This window comes from Halanaerobium sp. ST460_2HS_T2, assembly GCF_003337665.1.
GTDB classification, from domain to species: domain Bacteria; phylum Bacillota; class Halanaerobiia; order Halanaerobiales; family Halanaerobiaceae; genus Halanaerobium; species Halanaerobium kushneri.
Genome location: NZ_QPJF01000039.1, coordinates 1 through 16,252, shown reverse-complemented (window position 1 = coordinate 16,252; position 16,252 = coordinate 1). Strand labels below are relative to the sequence as shown.

The following is a 16,252-nucleotide window of genomic DNA, read 5'->3' as shown; positions in this document are numbered from 1 at the left end:
GGTGCTACTATTAAATTCGACAAGATGGGGTGAAGCCCTTTTTATATCATTAAAATCTTTGTTATATCAAGGCGTATTTTTATGAAATTCGCTTAGTTCAATAATTTTCAATAAAACCAACCCCTTTCTAAAGAATTAATCATAACTTTAATACTAAACTAAAGCATAACTCAAGAAAAATTTAATCCAAAAATCTAGGGCTTATTAAAGGAATTAGACAAAAAACAAAATTATCCTGCATAGATATTTAAAAATAATAATTAGATTATGGTTTGGAAATATATTTGTTATTTTTGATAAAAAAGCGCCATTTTTTATTTTTATATTCTTCTGCATAATCAATATTTACTCGGGGAGAACTTTCAATCTCAAATTCTTCTTTTTTATTATCTGTAATATAAAGTGCACTGCTTTCGATTAAATTACAACCATTTAGATTTTTATCAATTTTTAAAGCCTGTGATAATTTGCCGGGTCCGTTTGTTAACTCTTCAATTTTACTACTTTTAATTTGACGATTTTCTTTTATCTGATCTAGCCCCTCAAGAGGTTCAACCCCCCTGATTAAAACAGCATGTGGTTTATTTTCTGCTGCTGTTACAACATTGAAACAATAATACATTCCATAAATCAGATAAATATAAGAATATCCACCTGGCATAAACATTGGAGCTGTACGTTTAGTCTTTTTATTATTATGGGCATGTGAAGCCTTATCTTGAGCACCACAATAAGCTTCAGTTTCTACAATTCTAACCTTTATAATTTTCCCGTTATATTTTCTGACAATAATTTTACCTATAAGATCTTTTGCTGCCTGAACCGCATTTTTTTGATAAAACTCCTGATTTAAACGCAAATAATCACACCCTATAATTATAGTAATTGCAGTAAATTGCTGAAAATATATTCTTAATTATTAAAAGCTGTAATTAAATATAAAATACCAATAAGTAGTGGAATTGTCATTTCAAATATAAATTCATTTTCAATTATTACTGTAGCTAACAGACCAGTAGATACTGAAATTATAAGCAGGTAGCCTGCTATTTTTTCATACTTCCAACCCAGAGCAAGAGAAATAAAAACTAAAGGGAAAATAATCAGCCAGAGATTATCTAAAAATGAGTAGTTTGGGTTTAAAAAAGGAATTGGATTACCATAGCCAAAATAAAAAGGTAACGAAAATAATAATAATCCCAGAGCAAGTAATCTAGCAGTCCATTTAATAAATTTAATTTTACTCTGTTTAGTTTTCATTTTGCTTATTCCTTTCAGCATAGATATTAATTAAAAACCTAAGTCCAGCAGCCAACTTTTTGCTTAAAATTATTTCTCTATTCTGTTGTAATTATTCAGGATAATCAATATTTTTAATGTCCAGTTACCCTGCCATTCCTGATAGGCATCTTTAAGCTCTGTTTGATAAAAGCTTTTTCCCCAGGGAGGTTTAACGAGAGTATCCTTGCTTTTTTCAATTAAATCAACATAAAAATCAAGATTAGATTCTATTGCTGACTCTTTAATACCAAAACTTTCTTTGGCAGGGTTGTTAACAAAATCTAGTGGAAGCGGAAGATACTGCTCCCACTTTTTTTGATCATATTCCACAAGTTGCTCTACGGCCGTTTTTAAGTGAGGTATTAGTTTATTTTTGTTCTTCGAATCTAGTTCTTCATATAGTTTTAAATAACAGTAAATTTCATTTTCTGATTCATATTTTTCTTTAACTTCAATATTGCTTACAGCCTGATCAATTAGAAGATCAAGGTCAAGTTGTTGAGTAATGTAAAGTCTGTATCTTACAAGATAGGCTAATAGCTCAGCCGAAGGATTACCCCAGTTTTTGTCGATTACTGTCATTTCATTTTTTTCATCATAATGCCACCAGGGTGTATGAGGATAATCATTTACCTCTTTTCTGACTGCGTACCAACCTTTTCTATTTTTATTGTAACATTCTTCAAGATATAACATAGATTTTTTGATAAGTTCACGGGCAGAATCATTATTGCTAATATTTTTTAAATACCTTAAAGCAATGGAGGTAGCCATCGGGGTTGATAAAGGCAGTCTAAAGTCTGGTTCGAGTGCATTACCAAAGCCTCCGTCTTTATTTTGATATTTTTTTAATTCTTTAATTAGTTTTTCTGTTTGATCATTATTAAAATGATATTCAAAACGAGCTCTATCTATGGGTCTGGCCCTTTTTTTAAGATTTTTAGTAATTATTTTAAAGCTTTTATTTGTTAGTTTTAGCATCTGATCACTCCACTTATTATTTAACAAAAGCCTCAAATATTTGAGGCTTTTATTCGCTTTTAGCAAAATCTTGCTTTAAAAGTTTATTTACAACAGAATTAAAAGTTTATTTTATTATTAAATCACCTTCGCTAAAATAGCTACATAGTTCTCACCATATTTCTTAGCACATTTTGGACAGGTTGTATACCACATATACCAGTCTTCTATAGTATATCCTCTGTTAGTTACATATTTTTCAAAATCATCACACCATTTTTTAGTTTCCTTATAATCACCTTCATATACCTTACAGAGAAACTGACCGCTTAAAGAAACATTTTTCATACCTGGTATTTTTCTATTAACTGCAAGATATACATTCATATTCCATCTAGAAGTATGATCAGAAAGACACATATTATCTTCTATTTCTGCTCCAGCCTCACTAATCTTCTGGTCCAGTTTTTTCATCACAGAGCCAAAGCGGATTGGCATATGGAAAGCAGTATAAACTTTATCCTTAACAAAATTCTTATCTTCCCATTCAAAAAGTTTTCCATCCCATTTTTCATAATCAAAGCGCGGGCAGCATACCTCTTCTTCAACAATATTTTTCTTCATTACAATCCTCTCCTTAATGACTTAAGACAATAAAAATTAATTTAACTTAACTTAAATATAATCCACGCTCAACTAAAGAAAAGATTTCGAAAATATCGTTTTTATTTCTAAGTAAATTATATCGCAAATTTCAGAAAAATGCATAATTATTTTTATGTTATTATTGATTTGTTTTTTGACATTTTTTTAAAAAAGAATTTATATTATCGTAATTCTGCTCCCAGTTAGCATGAGGTGTTTTAATTAAAATCTTATTTAAATTTAATTTTGAAAATATTTTCAGTTCAAGTTCTGCTAAATTTTGATAAAACTCTATTAGTCCCTGATAGCCATATAAATTATTTTTCTGACCATAACTTTGATTTGTTACATAATCAATAACAAAATCAAGCCATTTTTTCGAACGCTCTTTTTTTATTCTGGCAAACTGTTCTTTTATATTTTTCGGTTCAAGTAAGATTAATAGAGGATTAAGCTTTGATATAGTAGCTTCTAACTTTTTAATATGATTAATAATATAATTTTTGGAAGAATTATGATAAGCCATCATTGTTGTCAAAGGATTTTGGAGGAAACAGCATTCGAATATATATATATTATCTTCAGCTGCAGCTTTATTAGAAAATTTTCTCCATTTAGCTTCAAGTAAACGGCTGTGTTTTTTGATAGGAAGATTATACACATCATATTTGACTATCTGATTTAGTATTTCAAAATTTAAATTTATTTTTTTATTATGATAAAGCTTGCCGTATTCTATTAAGTAAGAGTCTTCTCTTTTTATTGTATAATTAGCCAGCAGCTCGTTATCAATTTTAAGTTTAGACTGGATTTTGTTGTACATTTTTTTACTTATACAGGATGTACTCTCATAATCAGCAGGATGATCTAAATTACCTTCTTTAAAAATCTTATTAGACATATTATTTTGATCAAGATAATTTTTTATATAACTTGCTGTAGTTGTCTTACCTGAACCAGGTATACCTTCAATTAATATTAATTTTGTATTCATTTAAGCCACCTCTAAAAAAGTTTAAAGATTAAATCATAATTTTTGAATTTGCCGCATAAAATAATTAAATTAAATAGTTAAAATAACATTACCAGTTTTTTGCCCGCTTGCAACATAATTGTAAGCTTCAACGATTTTTTCTAAGGGATATCTTTTATCATAACCGCTTTAAATTTATCTTCTTTTATTAATTTATTGATGAAAATTATACTTTCTTTTATATTTGTAGGAACAGGGAAAATAACTTTTCTACTGGAATAAATATGTGTTATTAGTGCCAGCAAAAGGTTTTGACCTAAATAACCTAATTCTGAAGATACATAAACCCCTTCCTTCGGCTTTGGAATCTCTAGTTCTTTAATTTTTAAAATATTCGGAGGCCCATATTTTTTTCTAAAAGCAGCTTTCATTTTTGGGGATTCCATTTTTCTTCACCCTCTTTAAAATTTTTAGAAATCAAAAATCCATAAATTATTACCATCATAGTTATTAAAGCAGGATACAGAAAAGAAATTTGATCACCTGCAGTAAAAAAATTAAATGTCCCATGCCACAGTATCGCTGGCCATAAGCTAAATGCTGCTTTATAGGTAAGCCAGGCTAAAATTAAAGCTCCAAAAAGCAGTCCAATAAACCATCCTGCTAACCCTCCTAATCCCATACACTTAAAATCTTGATCATATAAAAATAATGGCAGATGCCAGAAAACCCAGATAAAAGCTGTGTAGATAGCAGCAGATTTGGGTTTATATATTTTCATAAGTTCAGGAAATAGAAAACCTCTCCATCCACTTTCTTCTCCAATTCCAAAAAATAGAATCCAGATCAGCCAGATTAAAAATTTATTTTCAAATGGAATTTTAGAATTAGTTCCAATTAAATTAAAATCAGACCACTGTCCTGAGATCATTCCAACAATTAAAAAAGCAATAATAAAAAATATAAACGGTAGAAATAGGCCTACTAAAATCCATCTTAAAGCTGATAATTTAAAAAATCTGCTTTTAAAATAGTTTTTAAGCCCCCTTTTTTTATAATAAATAGAAGTGCTGATTGTTGCTCCCAATAAGGGGCCTAATCCTCCCATAAAATGCAGTAAATTTGAAGATTTCCAGTTGACATTAAAATAATTACCTAATAAATTTGGCAGCCAGATCAACCAGGAAATCAGATAGCTTAATAGAATAAAGGTAATTATTTTTTTATGTTTGGAATAAGAAAATTTAAATAACATAATTTTATTCTCCTGACTGCCTAAAAGACTAAGATTTTATTAGTAATTGTTTTTATGAAATAAATTATATAGTCCACTGATTATGGATAATTCCCCTTAACATCCATTTGCTTTTATATTTTTCAAAGACCAGACTTAAACTTTTCCAGTTCATTCCATCATATTTTGTCTTAGTGTCGGAGAAATAGTATTCAACAATAATTGGGTTTTCATAGACTTCAAACTGATTTTTAATCATATTACTACTGCTTAATACCTCATTATATCCTATTTTATCGGCATTGATAAAATTATCAGTATAAATAAATTGATGATAATATTCTTTAGGAGATAATCTTATCTCTTTCCCACTACCATCATAGTGGCCCCAGAGGTATATTTTATCATTATTGAAAAAATTATTTACCTGCTTTTTAGTAAAAACTACATCTTTTTCTATCCTGACATAGGTATAGGGCGAAAATCTTACTCCCTTTTCTGGATGTATATAATTAGAAAGTTTATTGAAATTTCTGCAGGCAATTGCTTTAATTACTTTTTGAGCCTTTTCTTTAATTATTTGTTCAGCAATTTTTGGTTTAATAATTCCCTGCTGATTTAAGCAGTGCTTATTTTTGTAATTTACTGCTGTGGAATTAGTTTCTGCCTCTTCAGCTGCAACAGCAGGTAATAAAAGTGTAAAAATAAAAATTAATCCAGTTGTAATTATACCTGTAAAAACTAAAATTTGCTTTCTTACAATATCAAACCTAATATTTTTCATTGATTTTATTCTCCTTTCAGTTATTTTTTAAAGTTAAGGAGTTTTTTTGTGCTTAAAAATTTCAACTTTAATATCAAAGCCTTTTCTAATGGCTTCCTGGGCCAGAACCAAATTGGATCTGTATCATCATTAATTAAGTTTATTAATAATATAATTCTTTATTTATTATTTATTTCATCATAAATATTATCTAACATTCGATTTAGCAACTTTCTAATAATAACATTTTCTTTCTCAGTAAAATCAGCAGATAATATTTTGGTAGTATCTTTTAATATATTTTTTATTTCTTTTTTTATACTTTCTCCTTTTTCAGTAACATATAAATTTTTTATACGTCTATCTTCTTCATTTTTTCTTTTTTCCACATACTCTTCTTTTACTAAACCATCCAAAAGTTTTGAAATAGTAACTTTATCTGATTTAGATATATCAGTTAACTCTTCTTGATTAATACCTTCATTATTATATAAAATTTTTAAAATGTGTACTTGATGTATATTTAAATTTAACTTATTTGCTCTTTTATTAATATAATAATTTATATATTTCGAAATTGTTGTAATATATTTTCCTAATGATTCTGTCATTAAAATTCCTCCTTATGTCATATACTAATTTTAGCACAAAGAAATAATAGTTTCAATTTTATACTAAATAGTTGAAAATAGAAACTATAAGTGTTATAATAATAGTTGAAAAATGAAACTAATCAAAAGGGATGATTATATTGAAAAGAATATCAGAAGCTAAATTAACAGAAGGAAAAATAGCAACTCAATTAATAAAATTAACTTTACCTATGATAATTGGTATGTTGGGTATGGTAATTTTTAATTTAACAGATACTTACTTTGTAGGTCAATTAGGTGCTGATCAACTTGCAGCTCTTTCTTTTACTTTTCCTGTAGTTCTTATTATTAATAGTTTTACTAAAGGAATTGGAATAGGAGCAACCTCTATTATTTCAAAATATATCGGAGGTAAAGAACATCAAAAAGTAAAAAGAACTGCTACTGATAGTTTGCTTCTTGGTCTAATAATAACTTCTATATTTGTTATAATCGGTTTATTGACTATCAAACCTCTTTTTTCAATATTAGGAGCTGAAGGTCTAATATTAGATTATATTCAAGAATATATGTCTATCTGGTATTTTGGATCTTTTATGATTGTTATACCAATGATAGGAAATAATATTATCAGATCTTTAGGAGACACAAAGGTGCCTGGTTTAATTATGGGAATTAGTGCAGTAGTAAATATTATGCTAGATCCTATTTTAATTTTTGGTTATGGACCATTTCCTGCACTTGGTATTAAAGGTGCTGCTATTGCAACCGTATTTGCAAGAACTATAACAGCTATAACCGCTATTGGTGTATTACATTTTAGAGAAAATATAATTTCTTTTTCTAAATTAAAGTTTAAGCAAACATTTGAATCATGGAAAGGGATACTTCATATAGGAATACCAAATTCTTTAATACAGATGGCTTTACCACTTAGTTCTGCTATCATAACAAGATTACTAGCTTCCTATGGACCAAATGTGGTAGCTGGTTTTGGAGTGGCAACAAAAATAGAATTTTTTGCAATGTCTTTCATTATGGCATTAAATTCAGTAATGGGGCCTTTTATTGGACAAAATTTAGGTTCAAAATTATTTGGGCGAGTTAATAAAGGATTGAAGTTTGGAGAGATCTTCTCATTATCAACCGGTATTATTATTGCAATAATATTATCTATTTCTGCTGATCCCATAGCAAGAATTTTTAACAGTAATCCAGAAGTTGTTAAAACTGTAGTTCTATATATTTTAGTTGTATCTTTCACTTATGGTTTTCAGGGAATTTTAAAAATTGATTCTACAATTTTAAATATACTAAATAAACCAATACATGCCGCTTCCTTAATATTCATTCAAACTTTTTTGTTGTATATTCCTCTGGCTATATTAGGATCTAAATTTATAGGTATTGCTGGAATATTTGGAGCATTATCTATATCATACTTGCTGTCAGGAATTTTAGCACATGTAGAAGTAAAAAAATATATAACCAAATACAAATCAAATGTAATTGAACAAAATGATGTTGCCTAACGTTTCGCAGATTTAGGAAGTCCATCAGACTCAGATAAATTGTATCTTAGTCTGTTTTAAAACTAGAACCTAGCAGATTATTTTTAACTTCATGATGCATTTTAAGCTCAAAGTTTTTTTCTTTTGACTATAATCTCTTCAATAGAGACCTCTTCTAACAGCAGTACAAATCCTATTATCTTCATTGTAATTCTCCAACTAAACTTTAATAAGAGATTTTTCATATTTAAGCATCAATAAAAATTTGACTCCAACTTTGCAAGTGTTTCACATAACGTTACATGTTATCTGACATACTTAACTCTTTTTAATTATAAAAATTCATTCGAATATTTTTTAATTAAAAAAGTTAAATGATTTAAAATATTGGTAGATATTATTGTTAAGATTATACCAACAAATGACATTAATAATGCTGTAAATAAATTATTAATTTGATAGTTTCCAAAACTAATATATGAAAACTGATATGTCAGTGGTGCTGATAAGAAGACTAAACTGACACTTAATAAACTAATAGTAATTGTAAAAGAAAATATTCCTAATGGAAATCTTAAAAAAAGATATATTATACCTTTCCATGTAACACTATTTGATAATTGTTTTTTAACTTTTTGAAATATATTAACTTCTTCGTATTCATAAATTGCTAAAGGATTAATATTTGTATTTAATAAATTATTTAATATACTTATTTCAAAATTTACTAAAATCCTGCTTAAAATCAAAATAATAAAAAGGATTGGTATGCCAACCAATATAACTATTAATCCAAATCCCAAAGTTAAACCCGTCATCAAAAAAACAAAATAAAAAATTCCTAATGGAAAAGATAATAATAAATACAAGATGTTTTTATAGGTCTGTTTTTCCATCAAAACTTTAAAATAACTATTAATGCGAAACATAAGATCACCTCATTACTGGAATTTGCACTCGTGCCTGTTTACGCAGGAACTGGCGAAAAGCTTGCTTTTCCGTATCCGTTATTGGTTAGCCTGCAAGCTTTATGACAGAAGGAATGACATCAATCCCATGTTATATACTGTATGCTGTCAAGCATGCAGATTGGAAGATCCCAGGAGAGACTCGATCTGTCCTGCGTTTTTAACTTTTTATTAATTCTCTATTATCTGTTACCTTAATAATTCTTTAATAATATTTTTCATAAACTTAAGACCTTTTCTCATATAAGACTTATCATTAAAATTCCCAATTAAATAAGTATCTAACAAAATCAAGTTTCATGCATATGTATTTCTAACTTATCTGAATGTACTAATAAATAAGCATTCTCAACTTTCGAATCTTTACGAACTTTGTTTCTAAACACGTCTTCAATTATTTTTTTCTTTTCTTTTTTAAATTTTTTCGGCTCCTTTCAAACGATGACCAAACAATTTTTACTCTTTTAATTTCTTTAACTCTTCTTTTAATTCCTCCACTTCTTTTTTGAGTGAATTTACCTGGCCAATAGCTGACATAGCAAAAACAAAGGCTACAGGAGCTAGTAGTCCTACAAATTCCATTTTGCACCCCCTTTTTATATTATTAAACATTATCTCATTCCGAGTTCCACTATATTTGATCACAACTTAATGCAAATATTATTTCAGCAATCTTCTTTAAAAACAAATTTATTAAATAATCAATTCAAATTAATTTATTATTAATATACTTCATGTAAAAGAAAAAAAACCCTGCTTTTACGTTAAACTTATTTTATCAATAAAATAAGTTTAATCTATCAGCCTTGACGAATAAATTTATTGATATTTAATTATTCCTGGTCTATTATCTCTTTATATGCTTTAATTGCTATCAGTATTCCAAATAAAGCAAATGCTAATAGAGCTAATACTTCTTTTAATAAATTAAATGTGAAAATTGAATCAGTTAAAACCATCATTTCTCTTAATCCAGCGATTAAATAGGTCATTGGATTTAAATTTACTACTATCTTAAAAAATAATGGTAATTTTTCTGAAGAATAAAGAGCATTACTGAAAAATAAAAGCGGCATTTGAAACATAAAAATCACCATATGATATGCTCCATTATTTGGTGCTTTTGAAGCGAAATATAATGCAATCCCTGAAAACCCAAATCCAAATAATATTATCAGCAAAAGTGAAACTAAAATATTTGCAGGAGCTAAACTAATTTTAGCACCTAATAAAATTCCTACTATTAATATAATTGCCCCTTGAATTAAGGCTTTAGAAAGTACTGTTAATACATTTGCTGCTAAAGGGGCAAATCTAGATATTGGAGCAACCATATAAGATTTAACAATACCATTCATTCTTTCATTTAACCAGCTTGTTCCTCCATTAATGCTTGCAGATAAGAGAGTAAATCCTATCATCCCTGGAAGTACGAAGGTCAAATAATCAAAGCCTTTATTTGTATTTTGAAAAAAGCTGGACATTCCCACTGAAAATAACAACAACCAGAGCATTGGTTGAATCAGTGAACCTATGCTTTCCATTCTATTTCTAAAATACTTTTTCATATTTTTCTTCCAAATTATTATAATAGTTTTCAATTTAATAGTCCTCGCTTTCCGATTCTGTTAAGGATAAAAATATATTTTCTAAACTGTCGTACCTGGATTCATCTATTTTTTTATATTTTTTTCTTAAAATTTTAGGAGAACCATTTTCAATAATCATTCCATTATTTATAATTGCAATCTCGTCTGCATTTTTTTCAATTTCTTCAAGATAGTGTGAAGTTACAAATATTGTTGTCCCATCTTCCTTTAATTTTCTGATAAATGACCATATTTCATTACGGCTTTTAGGATCTAAACCTAAGGTAGGTTCATCCAGAAAAAGAATTTTAGGTTCTGTCATTATCCCTTTCAAAATTTCGAGTTTTCTAAGCATTCCTCCAGAGTATTTTTCAATTTTTTTATCAACAAATTCTTTTAAGTCAACTAATTTTAATAATTCTTCTATTTTTATTTTGATTTGATTACTACTCATCCCATATAATAAAGCATGGTTTTTTAGTATTTCATATCCAGTTAAATTACTTTCCTTGATATTTTCCTGAAATGTAACACCAATCCTGCTTCTTATTTTATCTGCCTTAGTATCAAGATCTAATCCATCCAAATATACTTTTCCTTTAGTTTTTGATAGTAAGGTAATTATAATTGATATCAAAGTACTTTTCCCAGCACCATTTGGACCCAGCAGTCCAAATACTATTCCCTCCTTAACCTCTAAATTAATACCTTTTAGTGCCTCTGTCCCATCTTTATAAACTTTTTTAAGATCTTGAATTTGTAAAATACTATTCATTACTAAACTCCTTTCTTAAACTTTATCTATATTTTTATCTATCAAATCTTCTACTTTGTAAGCCAGTTATCTATTATTTTGATGAATTCTTTTGGTCTTTCCTCATGAGGTAAATATCCACAATTTTCTACTATTTTTAATGATCCATTAGCTAATAATTTAGCAAGTCTTGCACTTTGTTCTGTGGGAACAATTTTATCCTTATCTCCACTAATCACTAAAGATCTTTGGCTAATCTCTGTAAGATTATTTTTTGTATTACTATTACTTGTCCCCCAAGCTTTTAGGTACTCCCAAAAAGCCAAATCCCAGTTATTAACTTTTGTCGCTAGCTTATTTAATTCCAACCTTTTAGCTGTTAACTTTGTTTTATCGTAATAGCTTCTTTTATAGAAATTATCTCCTTTTGCTAAAAATCTAGCAAAAATTGGACCTAAGCTTTCCATCTGTGGTGAATTAATTAGCCATTCTGGTGCAGATTCATTAACAAATATGGCAGCATCAACAAAAACAATCTCTTCAATCTTTTCTGGGAAGCTTAAAGCAGCCTCTGCTGCAATAACCCCACCAAAGGAACTTCCAATTAAAGTTGCAGAATCAATCTTCAGTGTATCCATAAATGCTTTCAGTTGGATAACAGCAGAATCGATAGTATAAGGATTTCTCCCAGACCAATCATTTTCAAGTAGCTTTTCACTTAGGCCGTATGGTATTTGATCATATGCATATACATTACCCTTTGCAGATAGATAATCAGTTACTTCATTCCAAGTGTTTAAATTATATAAAGATCCGTGAAGTAATATAAAATTTCTATCTGTATTTTCTTTTGCAGGCTGATAAACATAATATGTATCAATCCCATCAGTTCCTTCAAATGGAATATTAACAAATGATCCATTTTTCTGTGCTAAATCCTCTGCTTTCAACCCCTGTTCTCCTTCAATTTGAATAAATAATGGCACAGTCAAAATTGCTAATATAATTACAGCAGCGACAAGAATGGTCAATTTTAGCCTCTTTACATTTTTTCTTTTCATTATTATCAACTCTTTTCATATGATAATAACATTATAAAGTATGACCTAAGGGCGAAGTCAAGGTTATTATTTAAATATCAATTTTTATATATATTGTTCTACTTATAATTTTGTGTTATAATTTTTTAAACATACTTTCTATTTTTGCTTTTAAACTTATTAAAATTAATAATAGAAATTGAAAGTTGATAATTTTTAAATGTTTTTAGATAATAATATTTTAGAAAGGAAATTTTTATGGAATATACTTCAAAAGTTTTTGCCTCTATGGGAAATGTAACTAAAAAAACTTTAAGGCATTATAACAAATTAGGACTTCTTAGTCCTTCCAGAATAGCAGAGAATGGATATTGGTATTATAATGACGAGGATTTAAAAAAGCTGCAGCTTATTAAAAATTTTCAGATATTAGGATTTAAGCTCAAAGAAATAAAAAAATATATCGAAAATGATTTTGAAATACCCAGAACGATAATAAGTAAAAAGAAAAGATATGTAGATGAACAGATTATAGAGCTTGAATTAGCAAAAAAGCTGCTGCTAAAAATAGAAAAGAAAAAAGATTTGAAAGTTATTGACGCATTGGCAGAAAGTGTTGAGGAAGAACATGTGGAATGGTTGGAAGAAAATTTAAATAAAGATCAATATAAATTAGTTCAAAAAATGTTATCTAGTGATAGCGCATTAAATGAACATGAAAAAATGATTATGCATCTGAAAAAATTTAAAAAGGCATATCGCCAATCAGCAAAAGAAGAAATGGAAAACGCAATTAGTTCAGTAAAAAAAATATTTTATAACCATCAGCTTGAAGAAAAAACAATAAGGTTATTAATTGACTTTTTCTTAAAAGCAAATTTACAAGGACCTTTGTCAACAAGAATACTCTCTGTTAAGGAAGTAGTCAAGTTTATGGAGATGTTATAGTATTATACATTCAAAAAGATGAGCCTGGTGTAATCTATCAAATTAATCTATTAGTAGAAAATGATAAATATCTTGCATAATAATTTAGAATTAGAACTTCCTTTTCCTAAATTAATCTGATAAAATATTGTCAGAATATTTAGGATGTGATCAAATTCAAATCATTCATGACTTCAAAAAAAGAATTAAAAAGTATTCCAAACTGGTTAAAAAGAATAGAATATACATTAATTCTTTTTCGTAACCTTTTGGATCGGCAAGAAATCCTTTACCTGCAGTTAATTAGAAGTTTTAAAATTATGATATTTCTTGATTTATAAATAATACAAATAGTATAATATTAATAGGTGATGAAAATGGAAATTAAAAAGTGGTTAAAAGCATTTTTAAGAACAAAACAAAAATATCATCAAGCTTTTAAAAAAATAGCTAGTTTTGATGGGAATACTGAAAATTTACATGGCATTTTTGAAGATAATCAAGTCCCAGATAAAAAAGAGGTTAGAAAATATTTAAGGAAAAAGTTGTTAGTTGAAATTGAAAAAGAAAATGATAAGAGAAATGACTCTGAAGAAATATTAGATCCTGTTAAATTAGTTAGAAAAGATCGGGATAGTGATAGATTATATCAGTTAATTAATAATGAGAAAAAAGAAGAACTTTCGGAACTATATCGAGAACTGGAGAAAGCTGAAAAAGAAAGTGAAAATAATTATAATGGTACCCCTCATGATAAACTGATCCAAAGGATTAGAAAAGAGCTTGAGGAATAATCCTAGTAATTTTGCAGTTTATTAAATTATTATTTTAATTATACATCAATTTTATTTGAAATAAACAGACTTAACTCTCTAAAATGAGGTGAAACAAAATGAAGTTTATAGATCATAAGGATCTTATAAATGAACTTTTTAAATCTGAAGAAGTTAATATAGAATATGAAAAAATGAATCTTATTTATGAAATAAAGAAACAAATAATTAGGTGTAGAATTGAAAATAATTTAACTCAAAAAAATTAGCAGATAGTTTTATCTATCAAATTAATCCATTATTTCTTTTTCGCTTACTGCATCTTTAAGATCAAAGTTTTCTTTTCTTTTAGCTATAATCTCTTCAATATGGGCATCTTCTAATTGGTCTTCCAGAAATTCGATTTTTTCCAGTAACATTTCATATTCTTCAATATCCATCATAATACCTTCTATATCATTATTTCTGATAATAAATAGCGGGGACTCTTTTGTTTTATCTAACATCTTACTAAAATTACGAACAATTTCAGAAGATGAGACCATATGATCTCTATCAATTTTTAAAGTAACCATTATCTGCACCTCCATAAATTTAAAATATTTCATAAATGATTATCTTAATTAAATTATACATTAAATCTTATGTAAAATAAATTGTAATATTTTTAGTTTTAATTTATAGAAGTGTTTTAATTTAGAATTTAATTATTTTTTTAAAGAATTTTTTTAAACCAGCTCTTTCGTATAACGTTCCTGGGATTTACGCTCGTGCCTGTTTCCGTCAGGAACTGGCGTAAAGCTTGCTTTTCCATATCCGTTATTGGTTAAATTGCATGCTTTATGACAGAAGGCATAACGCCAATCCCATGTTATGTGATCGTTTGCTTCTTTTGATCTTCTCTTAATATAATTACTAATTCTCTTTAATTTAACTGCTTGCTTTTTTAGTAATACAAATGTTATAATATAATTGAGGTGAATGACTATGAAAACTATAAAATTAAGAAAAGTTGGTAACAGTTATGGCTTTACAATTCCTAAAGAACTTAAAGAAAAATATAATCTTAAAGAAGGAGAAGAACTTCATGTTATTGAAACTGAAGATGGATTTAAGTTAACTCCTTTTGATCCTGAATTTGAAGAATGGGCTAAAGCTTTTGATCGAACTAATCAAAAATATAAAGATGCTCTTAAGGAATTAGCTAAATGAATGATATTAAATTTCTTCCAAAAGATATCATTCTTTACTATCATCAAAGACTAATTAAAATTTATGGAGGTAGCTTTGGTATTAGAGATGAAAGTTTATTAGATTCAGCTCTTGAACAACCTAAAGTAACTTTTCACGGTAAATATTTGCATAATTCATTATTTGAAATTGCTGCAGCTTACGGGTATCATCTTTGCAATAATCATCCTTTTGTTGATGGAAATAAGAGAATTGGATTAACTGCTATGAATATGTTTCTCATTAGGAATAATTTAGAAATTACTGTTCCCCAAAAAGAAATCTATAAATTGATGATTAAAGTATCTTCTGGTCAGTTATCAAAAAAAGAACTAACTTTATGGCTTAAAAATAACACAAAATCTATAAATTGATAAACCTTCTGAATTAATATATCAGGAGGTTTTTTGTTTCGTAATCTACTAATCGGCAAATGTCAGATAACGTACCAGGGGTTTAAGAAGTTCCTGAATTTTAGGGCGACGCCCTTAATGAAGGAATTCGGACGCAACAACAGTGGAGTCTTAAACCCCATGTTAGGTGAAGTAGCATGCTCTTGTTTTACTTCACTCTTTTATATTTTTTATCATTAACTTCTTCTTTTAAAATAAATGCTTCTTCCAGATCAACTTCATAAACATTCGCTAAAGCCAGCACATAATAAAAAACATCATATAATTCTTCTTCAATTGTACCTTTTATTTCAGAATTTATCATTCTTTTTTCTTTCCTTAATACTTCTGATAATTCTCCAACTTCCTCTACTAGCTTTAAAAAATATGCATGTTTTAAATTTGGTTTGAAATCTTTTTCCTTTATGTACTTCTGCAAGTATGATAATGTTAATTTCTCTTCCAAAGTGTTCAACCCCTAACCCCTATTTAATATCTTTTATAACCCTATTTCTTGTTTTAACCACTAGCATTGCATAAAAATATTTAAGAAAAGTCAAGTTCTATTTTCAGCGAGAATACTTGCTTAAAATAGAAAAACTCCTTATAATTGGGATTA

At 27.9% G+C, this 16,252-nt stretch carries 22 protein-coding genes; 6 read left to right on the top strand and 16 right to left on the bottom strand.

Annotated features, from left to right (window positions below):
• Positions 1-265 precede the first annotated feature (265 nt).
• From DFR80_RS14005 to DFR80_RS13965, 9 genes are all read right to left on the bottom strand, one after another.
• A complete protein-coding gene (locus tag DFR80_RS14005) occupies positions 266-859 on the bottom strand; it encodes a DNA-3-methyladenine glycosylase (RefSeq protein ID WP_114490353.1) in 594 nt (197 codons plus the stop codon).
• Between the two features lie 53 nt (positions 860-912).
• The gene (locus tag DFR80_RS14000; protein ID WP_158537732.1) at positions 913-1,281 is read right to left on the bottom strand and encodes a hypothetical protein; all 369 of its coding nucleotides are present in this window, start codon (positions 1,279-1,281) and stop codon (positions 913-915) included.
• A 48-nt stretch (positions 1,282-1,329) separates the two neighbouring features.
• A complete protein-coding gene (locus DFR80_RS13995) occupies positions 1,330-2,262 on the bottom strand; it encodes a hypothetical protein (protein WP_114490351.1) in 933 nt (310 codons plus the stop codon).
• A gap of 117 nt (positions 2,263-2,379) precedes the next feature.
• Complete coding sequence (locus DFR80_RS13990) at positions 2,380-2,865, bottom strand: hydrolase (RefSeq protein ID WP_114490350.1); 486 nt, start codon at positions 2,863-2,865, stop codon at positions 2,380-2,382.
• 160 nt (positions 2,866-3,025) lie between these two features.
• A complete protein-coding gene (locus tag DFR80_RS13985) occupies positions 3,026-3,880 on the bottom strand; it encodes a hypothetical protein (protein WP_114490349.1) in 855 nt (284 codons plus the stop codon).
• A 140-nt stretch (positions 3,881-4,020) separates the two neighbouring features.
• Entirely contained in the window at positions 4,021-4,290 is a 270-nt protein-coding gene (locus tag DFR80_RS13980) for a hypothetical protein (RefSeq protein ID WP_147270197.1), read from the bottom strand.
• Positions 4,287-5,114 carry a CPBP family intramembrane glutamic endopeptidase gene (locus DFR80_RS13975; protein ID WP_114490347.1) on the bottom strand — a complete coding sequence of 276 codons (828 nt, stop codon included), beginning with the start codon at positions 5,112-5,114 and terminating at the stop codon, positions 4,287-4,289. The genes DFR80_RS13980 and DFR80_RS13975 overlap by 4 nt, the downstream gene beginning before the upstream one ends.
• Before the next feature lie 64 nt (positions 5,115-5,178).
• Positions 5,179-5,877 (bottom strand): hypothetical protein, encoded by a 699-nt coding sequence (locus tag DFR80_RS13970; RefSeq protein WP_114490346.1) that lies wholly within the window; start codon positions 5,875-5,877, stop codon positions 5,179-5,181.
• A 158-nt stretch (positions 5,878-6,035) separates the two neighbouring features.
• On the bottom strand, positions 6,036-6,467 hold the full coding sequence (locus tag DFR80_RS13965; RefSeq protein WP_114490345.1) for a MarR family winged helix-turn-helix transcriptional regulator: 432 nt from the start codon (positions 6,465-6,467) through the stop codon (positions 6,036-6,038).
• A gap of 140 nt (positions 6,468-6,607) precedes the next feature.
• Here DFR80_RS13965 and DFR80_RS13960 point away from each other — a divergent pair, with 140 nt between their 5' ends.
• Positions 6,608-7,981, top strand: a complete 1,374-nt coding sequence (locus DFR80_RS13960) for an MATE family efflux transporter (RefSeq protein WP_114490344.1) — start codon at positions 6,608-6,610, stop codon at positions 7,979-7,981.
• Between the two features lie 311 nt (positions 7,982-8,292).
• Here DFR80_RS13960 and DFR80_RS13955 read toward each other — a convergent pair whose 3' ends face one another.
• The 5 genes from DFR80_RS13955 to DFR80_RS13940 all read right to left on the bottom strand — a co-directional run bounded on the left by DFR80_RS13955 (position 8,293) and on the right by DFR80_RS13940 (position 12,332).
• The gene (locus DFR80_RS13955) at positions 8,293-8,856 is read right to left on the bottom strand and encodes a sensor domain-containing protein (protein WP_233493920.1); all 564 of its coding nucleotides are present in this window, start codon (positions 8,854-8,856) and stop codon (positions 8,293-8,295) included.
• A 528-nt stretch (positions 8,857-9,384) separates the two neighbouring features.
• Positions 9,385-9,510 carry a hypothetical protein gene (locus DFR80_RS15500; RefSeq protein WP_255417065.1) on the bottom strand — a complete coding sequence of 42 codons (126 nt, stop codon included), beginning with the start codon at positions 9,508-9,510 and terminating at the stop codon, positions 9,385-9,387.
• 251 nt (positions 9,511-9,761) lie between these two features.
• Entirely contained in the window at positions 9,762-10,529 is a 768-nt protein-coding gene (locus tag DFR80_RS13950; RefSeq protein WP_255417064.1) for an ABC transporter permease, read from the bottom strand.
• 1 nt (position 10,530) lies between these two features.
• Positions 10,531-11,292 (bottom strand): ABC transporter ATP-binding protein, encoded by a 762-nt coding sequence (locus tag DFR80_RS13945; RefSeq protein WP_114490341.1) that lies wholly within the window; start codon positions 11,290-11,292, stop codon positions 10,531-10,533.
• A 50-nt stretch (positions 11,293-11,342) separates the two neighbouring features.
• On the bottom strand, positions 11,343-12,332 hold the full coding sequence (locus tag DFR80_RS13940) for an alpha/beta fold hydrolase (RefSeq protein WP_114490340.1): 990 nt from the start codon (positions 12,330-12,332) through the stop codon (positions 11,343-11,345).
• A 237-nt stretch (positions 12,333-12,569) separates the two neighbouring features.
• Between DFR80_RS13940 and DFR80_RS13935 the strand changes: the two genes are divergently transcribed.
• The 3 genes from DFR80_RS13935 to DFR80_RS13925 all read left to right on the top strand — a co-directional run bounded on the left by DFR80_RS13935 (position 12,570) and on the right by DFR80_RS13925 (position 14,280).
• Positions 12,570-13,259 (top strand): MerR family transcriptional regulator, encoded by a 690-nt coding sequence (locus DFR80_RS13935; protein ID WP_114490339.1) that lies wholly within the window; start codon positions 12,570-12,572, stop codon positions 13,257-13,259.
• 356 nt (positions 13,260-13,615) lie between these two features.
• Positions 13,616-14,032, top strand: a complete 417-nt coding sequence (locus tag DFR80_RS13930; RefSeq protein WP_114490338.1) for a hypothetical protein — start codon at positions 13,616-13,618, stop codon at positions 14,030-14,032.
• A 98-nt stretch (positions 14,033-14,130) separates the two neighbouring features.
• Positions 14,131-14,280: a hypothetical protein gene (locus DFR80_RS13925; RefSeq protein WP_199505828.1), complete on the top strand. Its 150-nt coding sequence runs from the start codon at positions 14,131-14,133 to the stop codon at positions 14,278-14,280.
• 21 nt (positions 14,281-14,301) lie between these two features.
• Here the strand turns inward: DFR80_RS13925 and DFR80_RS13920 are convergent, their stop codons facing one another.
• Positions 14,302-14,586: a type II toxin-antitoxin system Phd/YefM family antitoxin gene (locus tag DFR80_RS13920; RefSeq protein WP_114490337.1), complete on the bottom strand. Its 285-nt coding sequence runs from the start codon at positions 14,584-14,586 to the stop codon at positions 14,302-14,304.
• Between the two features lie 412 nt (positions 14,587-14,998).
• Here DFR80_RS13920 and DFR80_RS13915 point away from each other — a divergent pair, with 412 nt between their 5' ends.
• Both DFR80_RS13915 and DFR80_RS13910 read left to right on the top strand, forming a co-directional pair.
• Complete coding sequence (locus DFR80_RS13915; RefSeq protein WP_108140506.1) at positions 14,999-15,223, top strand: AbrB/MazE/SpoVT family DNA-binding domain-containing protein; 225 nt, start codon at positions 14,999-15,001, stop codon at positions 15,221-15,223.
• A complete protein-coding gene (locus DFR80_RS13910) occupies positions 15,220-15,615 on the top strand; it encodes a type II toxin-antitoxin system death-on-curing family toxin (RefSeq protein WP_114490336.1) in 396 nt (131 codons plus the stop codon). Before DFR80_RS13915 ends, DFR80_RS13910 begins: the two co-directional genes overlap by 4 nt.
• Positions 15,616-15,802: 187 nt before the next feature.
• Here DFR80_RS13910 and DFR80_RS13905 read toward each other — a convergent pair whose 3' ends face one another.
• The gene (locus DFR80_RS13905) at positions 15,803-16,099 is read right to left on the bottom strand and encodes a MazG nucleotide pyrophosphohydrolase domain-containing protein (protein ID WP_114490335.1); all 297 of its coding nucleotides are present in this window, start codon (positions 16,097-16,099) and stop codon (positions 15,803-15,805) included.
• Positions 16,100-16,252: the final 153 nt, after the last annotated feature.